We start from the raw sequence: 18,614 nt of genomic DNA on the forward strand, positions 1-18,614 counted from the left end.
TCTAATTGGAAGGGACTAGAGGCCCGACGCCCCGATATCGACGATATTCTCTGCCCCGAACAGGTCGTGTGCCGCGGCGAGGCCGTCTGCCGAGAGAAGTTGCGTTGCCAGAACCGCCAGCCGGCGCTTCGGGCGAGAGATGGCCACGTAGAATAGGTTCCGAGCCCGATAGTATCCCTTGGTTTTGGCTGCTGGAATTTTTCTAGTTTTGAGAAATTCCAAGAGCAGAGGCCAGTTGTAGTGATTCCAACCTCCGCCCAGGATCACAAGGACATTCTCGAACTCAGCACCTTTCACGCTGTGCTGGGTGGCAAACGGCGTCGAACGGTTCAGAAATCGAACTAACTGGATGACCTCGCGATAGGGGACCTCTCGCAGCCTCCGGTGTCGTGTAACGGCCTTGTCTTCTTCTTCAGCCGGTTCTTGGCCTGCGCGCTCCAGATCATCCTCGCGCCTCATCACCTTGTCAGGTAGGCGGGGCCTTCTGCTGTGCTTCAGAAGATCCAGGACCTGGCCAATGCTGCCGTTCTCCCTTAAGCGCCGCAGGGTGTCCATATCGGTATTCCAGGCAGTCTTATCGGCATGTCTATCCACAGTCGGTCCACCACCGATAATCCGGAACATCTCTCCAAATCGCTTCCGCGAGTAAGCGTCGAACATTGGTTCCAAGGTATCGGCGAGAAATGCGATCAGGGCATCCTCTTTCTTGGCGAACGCTTCGTTGCGGTCAAAGATGTCGGCGATATTCGGGTAGCCCTGCTCGGCCGCAAGTGCACTATGCGTAAGCATCAGGACTTTGGTTTTGTCAGTAGCAAAATCCCAGCCCTCGGCTTCAAGCCGTACGCGCAGCCGGGCGGCTGTCTGGCGAGAGGCATCGTCGGGCAGATCACCTTTGAAATGGTTTACATCCAGCCGGACCCCACTATAGCCATTTGTGTGGAAGAACCGTGCTTCGCCGGGCAGTTCGGGATCGCTCACCTCCTGAACAAGCTCGGGCCGCAACTTATTGAGGACTGTTACTACTGCACTGGCCGACCGGAAATTCGCTCCTTTGTCGATTCCTGTGACATCCGGGAAATCTACTAAGCCGTAATCGCCTCGATAGATCGTTTGCCAATGGTCGCCGTACAGGCCGATGAGGGGCCCTTCTCCCGTGGCGAAGAAATGCTCAGACACAGCGGTCATAAAATGCTGATCAGTATCTTGATATTCGTCGATAAAGATGACCGGGAAACGCTGCGCCAAGAGCTTGCGAAACTTCGGTTGGGCAAGAAATGCCGCCATGAAGCGCGGAATATCATCATGGTTGAGCGTGATCTTGTCCTCATCGACGCCGAAGAATCCAAGATTGTATTCGACCGGCTTTCTGCCGATTCCACCACCTTCGTCAATCTTTTCCTGGCGATCAGTCAGGTCAGCGACCATGTTCCGCAATGGCTTCTGAAACTGGGCCATAAAGCTCCAGCAGAAGGCATGAATGGTTTCGACCAGGATTGCGGGATGCCGTTCGATCTCCTGGGCTATTTCATCTCGTGCGACTTCAGTAAATGTGATGCAAGCGACCTGTTGGCCAGCCTGCATCATTGCTGAGCCACGTTCATCGATCAGCCTTTTGAGCGCCTTGACGAGCGAGTAGGTTTTGCCGGAACCAGCACCTGCTTCCAGTCGGAAGTTCTGGTCGGCATCGATACAGGAATAGACCTTTTCCTGTGCGTTGGCTGCGGCGATCGCCGCCGGGCTATCCGGGCGCACTGTCATGCGGCGTCGGGCCCCGGAGCACCGTCAGCATCCGGCGGATCTGCTGGCGGCGGTGGGGGGTCAGAAAGCCAGACTAGCCCTTCCTTGATATATTTCGGAACATTCCAAGCTTCAGCGCGAAGCGCAAATTCGAGCGCCGTGTCGGCCTTGGGCATATCCTGTGCCATTTCCCAGGCCAGCACGGCCTTATCACCGTCACCCAGGCCGAAGTGTTCTTGATTTGCAAGAATAAGTGCATCCTCAAAGCTTCGCGCGCAGGCATCGCTGCCGTCCTCCGGAATCTGGTAGGCTAGACGACGGAAGTTTTTGGTCTTGTCCGCAGTATTTTTTGCGATGAGCTCTGCGGGTGCTACCTGCATACCATCCGCTAGATCAAACCATTTCCTAATGCCGACATTACTGGTCCCAGTACCAGTAGCGGTGGGACACTTTTTCCACTTGGGTGCCGGGCCAGTCTCATCACGATACACGGCGTCAATATCTGTGATGACAATAGATTTCAGCTCCAGAAAATCGAGCAGAGGATAGAATTTGTCGGCGTAGCTGCCGCCGATCTCGATTGTCGTGACGTATTGGCGAGCAAGCTTGGCGGCTGCTGGTAGTTCATTGTCCACTATGCGGCAGAGCCTCGGCATCAGGAGGCGCTCAGTAGTGCCTTCGATCAGTATCGCCTTATCAGCAAAATACAAGTCGCACTTCGTTAGTGTCATGTATTGATGCAGGAAGTTACGGTCTTCGGGCGGGATCGCATCCATTCCCCTCCTGAAGTCCTTTACTTTTGTCTTCCTATTGTTACCCGGCTGATGTGGTGTGCTGAGGAAATATCGGATCGCATCGAACTCGGCGGCATTGGCTACATGGGACGAATGAGTCGAGACCACAAACTGGACTTGCCACGCGGGCTCCGCCGGGTATTTCTCTGACAACTTTTTTACGGCCTCGCCAAGCTGATTGATAAAGACTTCCTGCATTTGGGGATGAAGGTGTGCCTCCGGTTCCTCGATGAAGACGAGGTGGATGCCAGGTCGTGTAGCACGTGCGCGATATGCCTTGTGGAACGCTTCCAGGTTCAGAAGCATATAGATGAGGTTACGGGTCCCGAGCCCATTATAGCCTTCTGGTAGGTGCACTCCGTCGTGCGCCTCGTACAGAATCTTGGTGTGATCGGAAAGCAGACCGTCGACGTTGAGTGAAGTCTCAGGTCTCAGTTCGGTGTCGCTGAGGCTTGGGAAGCCAAAGGCAGCAAATGCGGGCAGCAGGGACTTCAGCTGTATATCGAAGTTGCCTTGGATTTGCTGCTCGATCCCTTCAACAGCACCTTTTAATGCTGCCACAATAGCCTGGTCTTCAGCTGCTGCCGTGGCTGTGCTTGCTGTTTGGAAGAGTGTTCCGAGAAGCTTTCCGATTACATCGGTATCGCCACCACGCGACACATCTAGCGTCCGCTGCGCACTAACGAACCCACATTGTAGCAGGGTCGTAAGCGCACCGGCGCCGTCCATACTCCTGGTATTTTCCAGATCCGTCGGATCGATTGCTGTGACTTGAAGTGCATAACATTTGACAAGTTGATCACGCACATGGCGGAAGAAGTGCCTACTGGGATCCGCACCCGCAGGTACGGCCGGTGCCTCCAGCAGCGCAGTTAATACAGAGGGAGAGGGTGCGTACGCCACTTTTACAATGGCGGTCGTGGTTTCTGGGTCGAGATCGATTACGAATGGCGAAAGAGGGCCAAGTTCTTCGGCGGGATCGTACCGAAATGTGAGCGTGAGGGCGATCTCGGGCAGAGCGCTGAGCACAATGTCAATCGCTTCTCCAGCGGCGCGTTTGTCTCGTGCGATGAGGAATTTCCGGCGTACGCCAGATGAGAAGTCTTCAAGTCTGAATTTCGGCCCGCTCTCGCCCGCAAACCTGGCGAAGGCATCGGTCAGCGATGTTTTTCCACTGTTGTTGCGGCCCACAATGACAGTCGATTCTGTCTGCAGCATAATCTCTACGTTTTCGAGAAGCCGAAAGCCCTCGACTCGAACCTTCTCAATGTGCATCTGAGCCCCGGGTAAATGCCAACATCACGGGTAGCATATCTCCGAACCGGCGCCCAATTATGAAGTGATTTAAGCTCGCGCAATACTGCGTGTACTGCGGATCGAGGTGGTCATAGATGCGTGGCCTTAGGCGCACTGTCAGAGCGCTAAAGGCAACTACGTCCGCGCCTGCATACCGCCGCCGACCGGTCCTTTGCTGAAATCGGGATGTCGTGACCAGGGCGATGTCGTGCAATTGCCTTGGAAGCTGTGCCAAAACCTGGTGTCACATGCAGCCAGGGCTCCGGCTCACCGATTCTGTAAATAACGACGAACATGCCTCAAGGTGCCTACGTTTGTATGCAAAACGGCACGACCATTGGCAAGTAGAACCACCGGAAACGTCGAGCTATCCTCGGATTGAGGCAAGTTCTTGTATCAGCATGTGACCTTGGCAGCGGGACGACTTTGTCGGCTCTGTAACAGGTAACTGCGGGTCAAAAAGGCATCACGAGGCACTAGTGACACACCATCCCGACCAAGAGCACATCAACACAATCCGGACTGCGCTCTGGAGTGGCCAGCAGTATGGGGAAGCTGCGGTCATGGTGGGCGCCGGAATGAGCCAGAATGCGAAGAAGAAATTCCAAACGGCGCCTCCCTTTCCCAATTGGGGCCAGCTCATGGAGCCATTTTTGAGCAGCCTCTATCCGAACCCAGCGGACGGAACCATGAAGGCTGAGCGGTCAAAGCTCGTCAATGCGACGAGTGAAGCGCTCCGGATTGCCAACGAATACGCGGCTCTGCACTCCGATGTAGGCTTGGAAGCGCTATTAAAAACGGCGATTCCGGACAATCACTACCTTCCCTCCGATCTACACCATCGTCTGGTCCGGCAGAGATGGGCGGACGTTTTCACAACAAACTGGGACACACTGCTGGAGCGGGCCGCAGACGAGATGAGTCTCCGAAGGTACTCCTATGTCCGTAAGATGAATGAAATTCCGACTTCCCGGCAGCCTAGGATTACAAAGCTTCATGGAAGTTTCCCATCAAACGGTCCATTCATCCTCACAGAAGAGCAATTCCGCTGTTATCCGGAGCGTTACGCACCATTCGTAAACATGGTGCGCCAGTCAATCATGGAAAACACATTTTGCTTGCTTGGATTCTCTGGGAACGACCCAAATTTTCTCCAGTGGTCGGGGTGGGTTCGGGACAATCTGGGAAGCCACACTCGGCCAATCTTCCTGGTAATTCATTCACCGCTTCGCAAGGCCCAGATGGCTCTCTTGCAGCAACGCCATATCCATGTCGTGGATTTGTCGATCCTGTTTTCCGATGGTGAACCAGACCGCTATGGCAAAATGCTCGAGTGGTTTTTGATGAACCTTGAGGCAGGACGTCCACCAGACGTTGGGAATTGGCCGGAAATAAGGACATATCAGCCAAAGCGTGCGGTCCGCGATATGAGTCACTGCCGTTATAAAATCTTCGACTATCGTGGCACCGAGATCACTCTATGACGAACGAACCCGATATCGGAAAACTTATGGAGGAGTTGGAGGGGTGGAAAGCCGAGCGAGCCCATTTTCCTGGGTGGCTAATTCTACCTTCTAAAAACCTCCTGACACTTACAAATAGGCTTAAGCGTAGCGCTCATTCCGACCTCGTTGGTCACCTGCTCTACTACCAGCAAATCGAACTACCGCTTGCCAAGCTTATCGAGGCTTGGTTTGAACTCAACTGGCGCCTCGAACGCGCCCTTTGTGCTCTGGAGAGCGACTGGGTGAAGCGGCTAGAGGCGCTTCTCGAAAGAACTGATCCATTAGACGCGAATAATGAAGTGTCGGTGCCGCATTTGCACTGGAACACTCTGGCAGTCGCTTGTCTTCGTCACCATCGGGAGTTCCTAAACCACGAAGAATTCAAACGCTGGTGCTTACGTATTGAGGCGAGAACGAAGCAATTCCCAGAGTTGAACCAATCGCTAAATCTGCAGAAATGTTTGCACGCGATGGCAGTTGCCGACGAAGCGGCCTGCCGGAACACATTGGCCAATTGGGATCCAGAGGCGTCGGACGAGCCGTTCTGGATGGCTCGGAAGGCATGTGTCCTCGCGGAAATTGGAATGCCAGAGCAGGCGGATGCGCTTCTGGAGAAATGTCAGGTTCGACTGCATAGGGATAGCAATCACGAGCAGCCTTTCTTCTTTACCTCACGAATGGCGTGGATCGTAGAGATCCGTTCGAGCTTGGGATGGGTTCTAAACCGAAAGGAAGATGAGCAGATAGCCGATGACTACTGGGAAATGCTCGCGATCCGGGACAAGACGAACCCAACACGAGACTTGCAACATCTCTGGGGTACCCGACCCGATGTTCGGCGGAAACTCCGCAAGGAAGCAGATACGGATAGGCGCGGTGGTATCACCTATAAGAGCCCACAGCTGTGGTATCCGATGAACCATATCCAGCTACTCCGAGTGCGCGAGGAGGCCGGTTTTCCATATCGGATTATTGGTAAGCTCGGAATGAGAATGCTTTCTGACTTGATTCGAGATTGCTTTGCGGATTTGACAGTCGCCAGCGATTGGCTCGCTGCTGTCAATTTGATGGCAGCCCGCGAAAAGGAAACGCTCGAAGAGTGGTTGCCCGACGACGTTATTCCTTCTGTTCCAGAAGGAATGGTTTTACAGGCAGAACAGATTATTGCAAATCTGTTCGAATCGGTTGAGCGCGAAAAAAGACCATCGGAAGAACGAGAGGACTATGTCGAAGACGCGATACGGACTCTCACGTTTCTTTTGCCTCGATTCCACCAACGCTTCACGACTTCAAACAGAGTGAAGTATGTCGCCCGATTTCTGCGTATGGCACGCCTTCCTATGTGCCGCAGACCAATTATGGCCGGCGGCTATGGCAATGCCATTGAAGCAATGATGAGGAATATGCTCGAAGTCGAGCGGCATCAGCTGGTCAAGGAAGTTGTGGAGTTTCCGGTGCCGGAAGAAATCGATGCGCACGAGCCGTCGTGGCCGGAGCCAGCAATCTATATAACAGGCAAAGCTGAAAGGCCGGACGACATCCGGCCGGAGCGCATCAAGCACCTAATCAGCTTAGCGTCAAAAAGCGGCGCAGCGCTTCGGCTTCTGGAGATAGTTCATCGGTTAGGTGTTCTCACGGCTGACGAACAGCATGCGTTCGCGTCTTTGGTCTGGCAGATGCCGGAGCCAGTGAAGTGGATGGAGGAACACCGACTTAGAGCAGCCGAAATTTTGAGTATCCCAGAACTCGAACCCGGCCAACGCGCAAATGCTTATCGATCCGCCACACTGGCGGGAGGATTGAAGCGGTTTACGTCTGGCAACTCCATGACATACGGTAGCGATGACAATCGATGGCTGATATCGCTCCTTGTCGGCACCAGTGGGGCCACCCCAGGCGCCAGTCCGGATGCGATCGACTGGTCTGCTGAAGAGGCTTTCCGCTTGTTCGGCGAGATCCAGAAATGGTGGGCAGAGGAAGGGCCTCAACTTGCAACGAAGTCACAGTGGAGCTTGGGTGCTGCCGCTGGTCGGATGCACTGGGTAATGACTGTCCTCGCCCGAGTCATCCTGCCGCGATTGGCGGAGCCAGAGGCATCGCAAGTTCGCTACTTTATTGGTGAAGTCAAAGCACATGGACTTTCCGGTATTTCTGCCATGCCTGGTCTACTGCAGCGAAAACCGGATCTCCTTAATCGGGTCGCTGACGATATCTGTACGTCGATATCTCTGAATCCCGATGACGAGCCTCGGAACGAAGGGCTATGGGCACTTCAACATTGGTCGGAGGGCGTAAAGCGAAAAGCACTTCCGATAATCCCAGATCGGGTAATCGAGAAGCTCGCAGAACTGATTATTTGGGAAGGGACTAAGGAGGGCGGGTCATTCGCGCTGCACGAACTCATGGTATATGTCCAAACAACACCCGCACCCCTGTCGGAAAAGGTTCAGTATCTAGTATCTGTCATATTGGATGGATACCGATACAAAGCTGTTTACCCGATCTATTGGTATGAGCCACTTCGACTTGAGGAAGATGTCGTGCAACTGCGTGTCCAATGTGTAGCGCTCGCGCAGGCGGTCAGTAAACTTGGAATGGCAGGATTCGATGCTGTCCAGTACTGGTTGGCTAGCGGTAAGACGGATCCGTTGCCGCGAGTGCGAAACGTTCTGATCGAAACGGATTAGGCAGTTAAACGCGTGACCACAAGCACAGCTCCCACATTTAATCCGACAGAGCAGGAAGTCATCGTGCTCTTTGCGGTTTGGGACATGATTGGTGAAATGGTGAATTACGCTCGCTTCGTTAAGGGTGATCTCGTTGAAGACGTTCAGTTAATTTTCAATACAGAAGCGCATTCCCGCGTGTTCATCATTCTACTCGGAGACTTCCTCTCCCGTCCGCAGCCATCTCGGAAGCGAGGAATTCCCTTCAATTTGCCATCACCCCCAGACCTGGATCAGGTAGCAAACAGCTACCTATTCTATCTCCGGCAGATTTGTTCGAACCCTCTACTGGGATTCGACGCATCCGGTCTCACTAAAGCAGTTGATCAGTTTTGGGCCTGGTTGGATGGTGAATCGCTAGTAGAGAAAGTTTGGTTTCCTGAGCTTCAGCTTGAAGCGGACCTCAATGTGAAACGAATCTCGTACCTGAAAATCTGTGCCAATATCAGCAAACATAACTTTTCCAGACTGCAGGACAATGTTCGCAAAATTCAAGATATCCTAGCGGCAAGCGGAAATCCCGTGGGAGAGCAGGAGGGCTATCAGTCGATCAATGCATTCTACGAGTGGTTTTATAGACATGTATTTTCGTACCACACCAGCACACTCGCCGAGTTCTTGAACGAAATCCGATGGGCGATCTTCGAGTATCTGCAACCCGTCTATCGTGGTTGCTTGCGGCAGGAATCAGGTGAGATCGCATATACGTATGTCGTGCCGCCAGAGATTGAGCAGCCGCTCGCAAAGGCGATGTTCTGGGATCTGATGAATGCCGTTCGGACACCGCCATATTTTAGGCGCTTTAGCGCAACGGAAGTACTCAAGCGTCGATACTGACAGGGTTCAGGACCGTCAGCGCATTTTTAGCACCGAGGACAACAACACCGCGGTGCAAGTTTTCTCGCGCTTGCCAAATCTTCTCATAAGCACCAGGGTCGACACGCTTCTCGTGGTGTTCGTAGTGATATTCGCGCTCGCCCCAGATTACCCAGGTCATTACGATCCCGTTATCCATGAGATATTTGTCCAGGATATCGCTGCGCAGATAGAGGCCGGTCCCTGGGGTCGGGCTGCCGTCCGGCGAGCGAATGGCGATTGCAGCCGCTTTTCCAGATGCATCGACCATGCCGAAGTCGCGGCCGCCATATCGCAAACCCATCTGGCTACAGATGCGGGGGGCTGGGAGGTGACGATCCCCTTGGCCGCGCATGATGGGATTGCCCTCCAGTTCGATATGAAAGGCGGGTAGCTCGACTTGCATACCGGGAATCTTACGGCGCGTAGTTTCGACAGTGTATCCCCGCGTCACATCCTGATCTGAAGGTAGCGAAAAGAGGTCACCCATCGTCACCTTCGCGTGTGGCGCCAATCTGCTGTTGATCGCTTCCATCGCCTCCACAAGTCCTGCAAACTCTGGGGTCACTCTGGTCTTTCCCGGTTCGAAGATTGGAGAAAGTCGGGCGCTTTCGATCTCTCGACGGCTCAGAACCTTAAGGATCTCGGCGACAGCGGGCTTTATTTTTCGCCTTTGCTTCACGTCGATCCAATTTTCCATCGCCTCATGCATCTGCCTCCGGTCGTGCCGGGTAAGCCAGTCGGCGAATTGCGGTGACCAGGGAACCTCGCCCATGAACGTTTTGCGGTCCGTACCGGGGTTGGGAATGTCAGCGTTGCTGGGATGGTCGACTGCCAGGAACTTACCGTGCAGTTCAGCAACCTGATCGGGACGGACCATCATGCCGCGGCAGGACACTGTCATCTCGCGGGGATCATCAGGTGCTTTTGGACTCAGGTAGCAGTCCATCATGACCCACGGACCCGGGATACCTGCGACCCGGTCGCCGACAAGGAGAGCTTCTAAGTCGGGTGACGGTCCTTTCCGAAGCCAGGTGTCCATGCCAATGTCACCGACTGGGAATTCCACGACTTTCGGAAACGGCTCTTTGATGGCGCCGTTTGGGAAGCATGGATCAATTTCCATTTCCGAAGGTCGGTGGTCGGCGTGCTTGTAGAGCAGGCCAAGTGTGCCGCGATACCCATAGGCCTCGTGGTAGGCGATCCAGCCATACTTCTTGCCATAGCGGTCTACCCGGCCGTCATATTCGCCGCGTGATACGCTCTGTGTTCTGGCGATTAAGTTGTCGATTTGGCCAAAGCGTTCTTTTGAAAAACCAAGGTCTGCAATACGCCAGGCAATCTGCTTGCGGATTGCGACGTATTCGGGATGCTTGAAGTCGTAGTTGCTCCGGCCATCAACCATGTACCCGATGGTGTAGTTGCCGAAATCCATGCCGATGGCTTCTTCGCCCGACTTGATCATATCGGGTGGTAAAAGGTTGGCATCAGGGAATGGCGCTAGTATTTGTGGGTACGGCTTTTTCAGGTTTTTGCGCCAGGCTCGCTTCACCTGAAAGCCAGCCGCACGTTCCGCGAGCATGATGAAGCCAAGCGCGTATTCGCGCATCAGAATGTGGTGGGTGGCAAACTTTGCGCCCGGCTCGAACATGCTCAGATATAGGAATTCTGCAAAATCGCAGACTGCACCACGCAAAGCTGGACTTCCGATGCGGGTTTGCTCGTTCATCAAAGCGCCATAGCTGGCGGCCAGCATACGCTCCCGGACATACGGGTCGTTGAGTTCCAGCGCGAGGCGGGCATGCTCGAACAGGGCAGGCATATGGCGCTCGCCGAGCAGCACTAGTGCGCGAGTGGCCCGGTCTCGCAAATCCTTGATGGTCGATGTTAGTAGCAGAGACAGCAGCACAATTAAGCTGTGCGCGATGTCTGAACTCTGGATAGCGGCCAGGTTTTTCTCGATCCAGGTGCAGATTTTATTCGGGGCCGAAGACTCCCCAGCATATCGCAAAAACTCCGTCCAGGTGATGTCGCGGTTCCAAAGCTCGAATTTTTCCAGGTTTGTCCAAAGGCGAAGCGCGCTGTATGGGTGCTTCTTCTTGGTCGCCAGCACCATCATGGTGTCGAAGAACTCATGTTGCGACCACTGATCAACGTTCCAGATGTAGCCGCCGAGCAGCTTGTCGGTCTGGGCAGTAATCGATTTCGCGCTGCGCCAGACCAAGCTGTTCAGGAATGGCCTTTGCATGTATGCGGATACCTGGGACGCGGTCGGCAGATAGAAATAAATCTCACGCTCGTCTTCGGGCAGAGAACGCACTACGCGCTCCGGAAACTCGGCCACGATGGCCTCAGCAAGGCCCGGATTCTGATAGGAGTAACCGTACGGCATCGGCTCAAACACCTTGCCGAGCGGTGAGGTTGGTAACAGGGCCGCCCTGACATCAGCCGCTGTTTTACAAACTTCCAGGGGCAGCATCAGGTGGCGAGCTATCAGATGGTCGCTGAAGCGCTGGTATGGGAGCCGTATTATTTCATCGTACTTTTTGCTACTACCCGTCCAAACGACATCCTCAACCAGAATACCGGATGCGGCACATTGCTGAAGTACTGCTTTGGGACTGACCGTTGAACCTGTGGGCAAATGGTCCAGGATTAGGCTAAGTACCTTCTTGCGCGGCAGGCTCTCCGTTGTACGGGCAGCCATTTCTAGTGCGATCCCTGTGTGCGTTCGGCTTCGGGTTTGCTTCGAGCCCTTTAGCAGATACCAGAAGAAATCGGGCGAAAGGCTGAGTTTCCTACCAATCTCACTGCCCATCCGCTTGATAAACATCTCTAAGACGAAGGTCATGCTCTTCTGACCGGAGGCGATGCCTTCAAATCCTTTAGTGATTTCTTTCTTCTTCAGGCCCTGGAATGCCTCGCAGATAACTTTCAGCATCAGTGGCCGGGCGAATTCCTCGCTCAGCAGCGGCACTTCTGGGAACGGGATACCTGCATACGTGAAGAATGCCTCTTGTGCCTCAAGTTCGATGCCCTCAAAGCCCTTATGACGGATTGCGACAAAGCGCGGCGGTAACCCGTTCGGCGCAATCAGTTCGTCGAACGGTTCCCGACAGCTCAAGATAATGCCGAGCCAAGGATGGCTGCTTGTCGAATCCGCCACACTCGCGAGGTGTTTGCGCCAGGCATCGCGGTCGCCTTCGTTGATGGCGTCGATAATGAGTAGGGCGCGGGTGCCCGTTGCCTGTCCAAGCTTCGCCAGCTGACGAATTAGGTTCTTTCCAGTAGCTGCTAGGCCAGACAGGATTGCCAGGCCGTCTAGGGGTGGCACGTCTGGCGGGATATGGTGGGCCAGAACTAGCATGGTGGGTTGATTCTGCTGTCCGCGAATTTTGGCGACGTCGCACAGCAGATGAGTCTTCCCCGTCCCCCAACCCCCCAGAATGAATATGGCGGCATTGCTGAATGCCCTCATGGAGGGCGAGGTTAGGACTTCTGAAATGTTGCGGTAGTGCCCGGCCAATGTTCGGAGTGTATGCGCGGTACTGTTTGCTTGCTCTTCTGCTTTGCTGGCAGGGCTCGGCGTTTCGCGGCTCCTGCGATAAACTTCCGCAGCTTCTTCTGCCATGTCTTCGACAACGTCAATGATCAGCAGTAATTCTGCAGTCCATCTGGTCGCAGTTGCCAGACACTTCTGTATGTCTTTTGGTTTCCCATCGCGGACCGCTTCCAGAATCTTCAGGTATTTGCTCAGCGGTAAATTCACTGCCGCATGCAGTTGTTCCGCGTAGTTTCCTTCGGCCCAGGATGCCTTGCGGATCGGCTCGATGACCGCGCCGATGCAGTTGCGGTGGGTGTCGGTGGCTCCGATACCATTAATGGCGTCTATAAGTTCTTTGATTTGCAGGTTTGGGGCGTTCGGATCCACGCCAGGGCTGTAGCGGGTACCGGCCTGCTGGATTTGTTTCCGGTTGAATTTTTTTAGGTCGTTAAGCCGCACAGCCGTTCTCGTCTATGTAATTGCGCAACTATATCCGTTGCTGCCGAGGTGGGTCTAGATGTCTTCAGTGCCCCGCTTAGTCAGCCGGTTCAGAACCTGTCTATCCGTCAACTTCAAGACCATTTCTAGGTGCGCTCGGAATGCCTGTGCGATTATCTCATCCTTGAAGGCCCAGGTCACATGATCTATCCGGGCCTTCGTAGTACTCCAGCGCCCGAAATCAGGGTGCTCTGTGTAATCGGTCAGCCATTGTTCAATTAGATTTAACCGGAGCCGAAAGCCGCCGTACGGGAGCGGCACCTCGATATGGATAGGGTATTCTTTCCGTAGCAAGGCCGGCGTCAGTAAGTCTTTGTATCGAGGCATCAATGAAAATCACGGCTATCTGGTAGGGCGACCAGTACTTCTTTCACTTGGCGGGGCGGATTTTTCATTTCATCGGCACGGCTGAGGACGTTGAAATCAGTATCCAGGTCAATATCTCCGAGCTCTCCCAGGACTTCGTTGGCATTGATGATGCGATTTGCAACCACATGGATGATTTCTCCTTCCTTCTGTAGCTTGCCCTCGATGACCATCAGCTTCGATGCTAGGGTCTCCGTGCGAAATTTGTCGAAGACGCCTGGCCAGATGATGGCTTGGGCATCGCCGGTCTCGTCCTGGATGGTGGCGAAGATGACACCAGATGCCGTGACCGGCCGCTGGCGGACTTGCACGATGCCGGCGACTCGTACCTTCTTGCCGTTGGCGATGTCGAACAGATCCCGCGCGGTCACGATGTTCATCGCCTTCATGCGCGACCGTAGCAATAGCATCGGGTGAGGACGAGAGGAGTGGCCTTTTTGTCGGTAATCGTGGATGACGTTCTCGCCCATGGTCATTCTGGGCAGCGTGACGTCTTCCTCAATGCCGGTATCGGCTGGCGGCAAGTTGTGCCCCGGCGGCGTCACTGCTTCGGCAAAGTCGAACAGCGGTAACGGGGCATCGCTCAAGCCCTTGATGGTCCAGAGTGCGTCGCGCCGGCTTAAGCCCAGCGAGCCGAAGGCATCGGCATGCGCCAGGCGCTCCAGGATGGCGGGTGGCAGCTGGGCCCGGCGCCAGATGTCGCGGATGGCGGCATAGCCGCCGTCGCGAGCCTTCACTAGGCGGTCGACATCCTCCTGCCGCAGTCCTTTGATCTCGCGGAAGCCCAATCGCAGGGCATGGCCGTACCGGCCGGCAGCAGGCTCCAGGATGCTGTCCCAGTCCGAGTGGTTGATGTCGATGTCGCGGACCTCAACGCCATGGTCTTTCGCATCGATGATCAGGCGGCTGGTCGAGTAGAAGCCCATGGGCTGGCTGTTCAGGATGGCAGCTGCAAAGGCTGCCGGGTAATGGCACTTTAGCCAGCTCGAGGCGTATGCCAGCAGCGCGAATGAAGCGGCGTGACTCTCGGGGAAGCCATATTCGCCGAAACCTTTGACCTGCTCGAAGATACTTTCGGCAAAAGCGATGTCGTAGCCACGCTCTTGCATGCCGTTAATCAGCTTGTCGCGGAAGGTGCCGATGGTGCCGGTGCGCTTGAAAGTCGCCATGGCACGCCTCAGGCCGTCGGCCTCGCCGGCCGTGAAGCCGGCGGCAACCATTGATATCCGCATGACTTGCTCCTGGAAGAGCGGCACGCCCATTGTCTTGCCCAGGACCTGGCGCAGCGCTTCGGACGGATAAGTCACAGGCTCCAGGCCCTGGCGCCGCTTCAGGTAGGGGTGAACCATGCCGCCGACGATGGGCCCGGGCCGTACGATGGCGACCTCGACGACCAGGTCGTAGAACTCCCTGGGCTTCAGCCGTGGCAGCATGGTCATCTGGGCGCGGCTCTCGATCTGGAAGACGCCATAGGTGTCTGCCTTGCAGATCATGTCGTAGGTGGTCTTGTCGTCCTGCGGGATGCTGGCCAGCTCGTACTTCCTGCCATAGTGCTGCTCGACAAGCTGGAAGCATTTATCGATGCAGGTCAGCATCCCCAGAGCCAGCACGTCGATCTTCAGCAAGCCAAGAGCGTCCAGATCGTCCTTGTCCCACTGGACGACGGTGCGGTTGGCCATGCGAGCATTCTCGATGGGGACCAGGTCGCCGAGCGGGCCATTGGTGATGACGAAACCGCCCGGGTGCTGGCTAATATGGCGTGGGAAGCCGATCAGCTCGTTGGCAAGCTCGACTGTCACCCGGATCAGGTCGGAATCGGGGTTGATACCAGCATCGCGCAGGGATGCCTCGCTGTAATTCTCCTTGGACCACCAGTGGATGGTCTTGGCAATGCGGGAAATGGTGTCCAAGGACATACCGAGCGCCCGGCCGACGGTGCGGATGGCAAGCTTGGTCCGGAAGGAGATCACTACAGCTGCTAGGCCCGCTCGATCGCGGCCGTAGCGGCTGTAAACATACTGGATCACCTCTTCGCGGCGGCTGTGGCTGAAATCGATATCGATATCTGGCGGCTCGTTGCGTTCGGCCGAGATGAAACGCTCGAACAGCGTATCCTGTTCGGCCGGATTGACCGAGGTGACACCGAGGCAGAAGCAGACGGCTGAATTAGCGGCCGAGCCGCGGCCCTGGCACAGAATGTCCTTGCTGCGGGCAAACCGGACGATGTCCCAGACGGTCAGGAAGTAGTTGGGGTAATCCAGCTGCTCGATCAGCTTCAGCTCATGCTCGACCTGGGCACGGACCTTGTCGGGGATGCCGGCAGGAAAACGCTGCGCGGCGCCCTGCCAGGTGAGGCGGATCAGCTCCTGCATCGGCGTCGCGCTGTCGCCGCGGCTTTCCTCAGGGTAGACGTAGCGGATCTCGGACAGAGAGAACCTGCACCGACCGGCGATTTCGACTGAACGCGCGAGCGCTTCCGGATGGTCGCGGAACAGCCGGGCCATCTGCTCGGGCGATTTGATGTGCCGCTCGCTGTTCGGTTCGGCCCGCATGCCCAGCTGTTCGACAGTACATTTGTGCCTAGTCGCCACCAGAATATCTTGGAGCTGGGAGCGAGCGGGAACGTGGTAGAGCACGCTGTTAGTCGCAACCAGGGCCACGCCGGTCTGCTCGGCTACCTTGGCCCAGAGTGCGACGCGCTGGCGATCGCGGCCGCGCATCAGGTTGGAGACAGTCAGGCTCAAATCATCACCAATCAAATCGCGCAGCATCTTCACCCGCTCTATGAAAGCGGTCTCAGGCTTCGTCGGCGCCAGCAGGATGATTTGCTGGCCTTGAATGCGCTCGATCAGGTCCGCCCAATAAAGCCGGCAGGAGCCTTTCTCGGCGCGCCGGCGCCCTAAGCTGATGAGCTGGCTAAGTCGCGAGTAAGCCGTCAGGTCGACCGGTAGGCAGACGGCAGACGGGCCGTCCTCAAAATCCAGCTGAGCGCCGACGATGAGCTGGATGTTGCTGTCCTTGGCTGCCACATGGGCGCGGACGACGCCGGCCAGCGTATTGCGGTCGGTTACGGCAACAGCCTTCAGTCCCAGGAAGGCAGCTTGCCGGACTAACTCCTCGGCATGGCTGGCGCCTTCGAGGAAGGAAAAGTTCGAGAGGCAATTCAGCTCCGCGTATTCGGTCATCCGAATATCCCGTGCATGTGCCAGCCGCCGCGGTCCCGAAAGATCCAGTAGCGGCGGCCGACTTCGTCCTCGATCTGGAAATAGTCGCGGGCGGCAATGTCCATCCCGCCATTGCGCCATTCGCCATGCAGTCGTTCCGGACCCGTCGTCATAGCAATGCGGCGGCGGATGCGGCGCCAGGTGAAGGCCTCGCCATTTGCCTCCATCTCGATGGGCTCTGGTTGCATCAGCCGGGCCGGCCGTGGATCTGTCTCTGGCATCTCTTGGGCGGAGCGGGCCATGGGGGAAAGCCTAGTGAAGGCATTCTCGGGGGTGTGTCGGTTCAGCGGCTCGAAGCGGTAGACGTTGCGGGTGCCGAGCCGGCCCTGCAGGCGGTCGATCAGCTGAGAGAAACGGCTATCGCCCTGCTGGGTCGCCTCAAGGCTCGCCTGTTCGGCGGAAAACGGATCGGCTGACATGGCCTCCAGCATGAAGCTCTCGATGCCGAAACCGGGCATGATGGCATCGAGAGGATCCCGGAAGAGGCGTGCCAGATGCTTTGGATCGCGGTTGGGATGGGACGTGCCAACCCGAATAGTCTGCACGTCGCCGTCGATCCTGAAGGCGGTCAGGACGAGCTGGCGGGCGCCGAGATGCTCGTCGGCCAGCAGCTTGCAGAGCGCCTCCAGCAGATGGATCAGCACGGTGTCGATGGCGTCGCGTGTCGAGACGGGCTCGACCAGGTTGGCGCGGGAGCGCCATGGCGCCTGCGGCTGGCGCGGCGAGATCGGCTCGGGCTCGCGCGCCATCAGCATGTCCAGGCGGTTCAGCAGGTTGAGGCCGAACCGCTTGGCCAGCGGCGCGCGCGGCAGGTTCGCAATGGCGCCGACGGTTTTCAGGCCGAGTGCGGTCAGCGTCTCGGCGATATGCGGATCGATCCGCAAGGCCGCCACGGGCAGGTCTTTCAGATCCTGCAGGGCGGTCGCGCGGCCGGGTAGCGAGCCGCCAGCACCAAACCGGGCCCAGGCCCAGGCAGCGGCGGGGGAGTCAGCGACCGCGATGCGTGCGGTCACCTGCATGCGCCGGAATGCGGCACGCATCTGATCCTGCATGTTGTCTTCGCCGCCGAAGAGATGCGGCACCCCGGTGATATCGATGATGATGCCTTCGAAGCCGTCGACCGCCACTGTCGGCGACCATCTGCAGCACCAGTCGGTCAGGCGCTCCAATGCAGCCTGGTCGCCCTGGGTGTCGGCCGGCGCCGTCACCAGAGCCGGTACCAAAGCCATCGCATCAGCAAGCGTCATGCCGACCGTCAGGCGCATTTTGAAGGCCATCAAGTTAACCGCCGACAGCCGGAAGGTGCTGCCTGCGCTCTCGATCAGCGCGAAAGGGCCAGTGGCAGGACTATTCCGCCGCTTCAGCCTGTCCGTGGGCCAGCGCGGCAACCAGATTGAAGCATAGCGACGCATGATTGAATTCCAGCATCCAGGACCCTCCAGCTTCGGCACCCCGGACACGCTCCAGGGCCAGGCGCCAGGTTGGTCGGATGTCCCGACTTCGGGCAGGTTCCACCAGCCATCGCGTCAAGGCAGCTGACGGCTGCCGGTCACGGCGGATCAGGAAGCCGATTGAGCCGCTGGATTCTGCCGCCAGCTGTAGGCGCCGGGTCTCGGTCAGGTCTGCCTGCTCGATCTCGGCTACGACGGCGCCATTCGGTAAATCCTTCAGGGCTTCTTCCATCGCCCAGAGCCGGTTGTCGGTCTGGCGGGTGCAGGCGACGGTCACGCGGCGATGGGAAAGGCCCAGCTGGCTTAGACCGCCGGCATATAGGTCGCCTTGCGGCGTGACCCACAGAACATGCTGGACCGCCTTCTGGCGACCCAATAGTGCAGCCAGGAAGCTGGTGATGGCCCCTTGGTCGCCTATGACTTCATGGATGCCGCCGCGGGCAAGGGCGGTACCCGGCAGCAGACTGTCGATCTCGGGCACACCAATCGGGATGCCTTGAACAGAGGGTCGGCGGCAGGTGCTGGTAATGCGCGCCAGCTGGCTGCGCAGATCTGCCAGGGGGGAAAGCTGGTTCATGAGGCCTCCGAGTATTTGCAGGCATCATGTTCTACTATTAT

The 18,614-nt window shown here is 56.6% G+C and carries 9 protein-coding genes; 3 read left to right on the forward strand and 6 right to left on the reverse strand.

Going from position 1 to position 18,614, the window contains the following annotated elements:
• Window positions 1–15 precede the first annotated feature (15 nt).
• A complete protein-coding gene (locus CTR53_RS05175; protein WP_290809726.1) occupies window positions 16–1,758 on the reverse strand; it encodes a UvrD-helicase domain-containing protein in 1,743 nt (580 codons plus the stop codon).
• On the reverse strand, window positions 1,755–3,806 hold the full coding sequence (locus CTR53_RS05180) for an AAA family ATPase (protein ID WP_290809727.1): 2,052 nt from the start codon (window positions 3,804–3,806) through the stop codon (window positions 1,755–1,757). The genes CTR53_RS05175 and CTR53_RS05180 overlap by 4 nt, the downstream gene beginning before the upstream one ends.
• A gap of 500 nt (window positions 3,807–4,306) precedes the next feature.
• On the opposite strand from CTR53_RS05180, the gene CTR53_RS05185 reads away from it, so the two are divergent.
• From CTR53_RS05185 to CTR53_RS05195, 3 genes are read left to right on the forward strand one after another with little or no spacing between them, the layout of a single operon-like run.
• Entirely contained in the window at window positions 4,307–5,311 is a 1,005-nt protein-coding gene (locus CTR53_RS05185) for an SIR2 family protein (RefSeq protein ID WP_290809728.1), read from the forward strand.
• Window positions 5,308–8,019 carry a hypothetical protein gene (locus CTR53_RS05190; protein WP_290809729.1) on the forward strand — a complete coding sequence of 904 codons (2,712 nt, stop codon included), beginning with the start codon at window positions 5,308–5,310 and terminating at the stop codon, window positions 8,017–8,019. The genes CTR53_RS05185 and CTR53_RS05190 overlap by 4 nt, the downstream gene beginning before the upstream one ends.
• 12 nt (window positions 8,020–8,031) lie before the next feature.
• Entirely contained in the window at window positions 8,032–8,895 is an 864-nt protein-coding gene (locus CTR53_RS05195) for a hypothetical protein (protein WP_290809730.1), read from the forward strand.
• On the opposite strand, the gene CTR53_RS05200 is transcribed toward CTR53_RS05195, so the two are convergent.
• From CTR53_RS05200 to CTR53_RS05215, 4 genes are all read right to left on the reverse strand, one after another.
• A complete protein-coding gene (locus CTR53_RS05200) occupies window positions 8,879–12,916 on the reverse strand; it encodes a hypothetical protein (RefSeq protein ID WP_290809731.1) in 4,038 nt (1,345 codons plus the stop codon). The two genes, CTR53_RS05195 and CTR53_RS05200, sit on opposite strands and share 17 nt — an antisense overlap.
• 365 nt (window positions 12,917–13,281) lie before the next feature.
• A complete protein-coding gene (locus tag CTR53_RS05205) occupies window positions 13,282–16,506 on the reverse strand; it encodes an error-prone DNA polymerase (RefSeq protein ID WP_290809732.1) in 3,225 nt (1,074 codons plus the stop codon).
• Entirely contained in the window at window positions 16,503–17,957 is a 1,455-nt protein-coding gene (locus CTR53_RS05210; RefSeq protein WP_290809733.1) for a DNA polymerase Y family protein, read from the reverse strand. Before CTR53_RS05210 ends, CTR53_RS05205 begins: the two co-directional genes overlap by 4 nt.
• Window positions 17,893–18,573: a hypothetical protein gene (locus CTR53_RS05215; protein WP_290809734.1), complete on the reverse strand. Its 681-nt coding sequence runs from the start codon at window positions 18,571–18,573 to the stop codon at window positions 17,893–17,895. The genes CTR53_RS05210 and CTR53_RS05215 overlap by 65 nt, the downstream gene beginning before the upstream one ends.
• Window positions 18,574–18,614 lie beyond the last annotated feature (41 nt).

It is taken from the genome of Ferrovibrio sp. (assembly GCF_002796975.1).
GTDB lineage: Bacteria > Pseudomonadota > Alphaproteobacteria > Ferrovibrionales > Ferrovibrionaceae > Ferrovibrio.

Coding starts and splice junctions, on each gene's coding strand:
- CTR53_RS05175 (WP_290809726.1), bottom strand. CDS start 1,758: ATGACAGTGCGCCCGGATAGCCCGGCGGCGATCGCCGCAGCCAACGCA.
- CTR53_RS05180 (WP_290809727.1), bottom strand. CDS start 3,806: ATGCACATTGAGAAGGTTCGAGTCGAGGGCTTTCGGCTTCTCGAAAAC.
- CTR53_RS05190 (WP_290809729.1), top strand. CDS start 5,308: ATGACGAACGAACCCGATATCGGAAAACTTATGGAGGAGTTGGAGGGG.
- CTR53_RS05205 (WP_290809732.1), bottom strand. CDS start 16,506: ATGACCGAATACGCGGAGCTGAATTGCCTCTCGAACTTTTCCTTCCTC.
- CTR53_RS05210 (WP_290809733.1), bottom strand. CDS start 17,957: ATGCGTCGCTATGCTTCAATCTGGTTGCCGCGCTGGCCCACGGACAGG.
- CTR53_RS05215 (WP_290809734.1), bottom strand. CDS start 18,573: ATGAACCAGCTTTCCCCCCTGGCAGATCTGCGCAGCCAGCTGGCGCGC.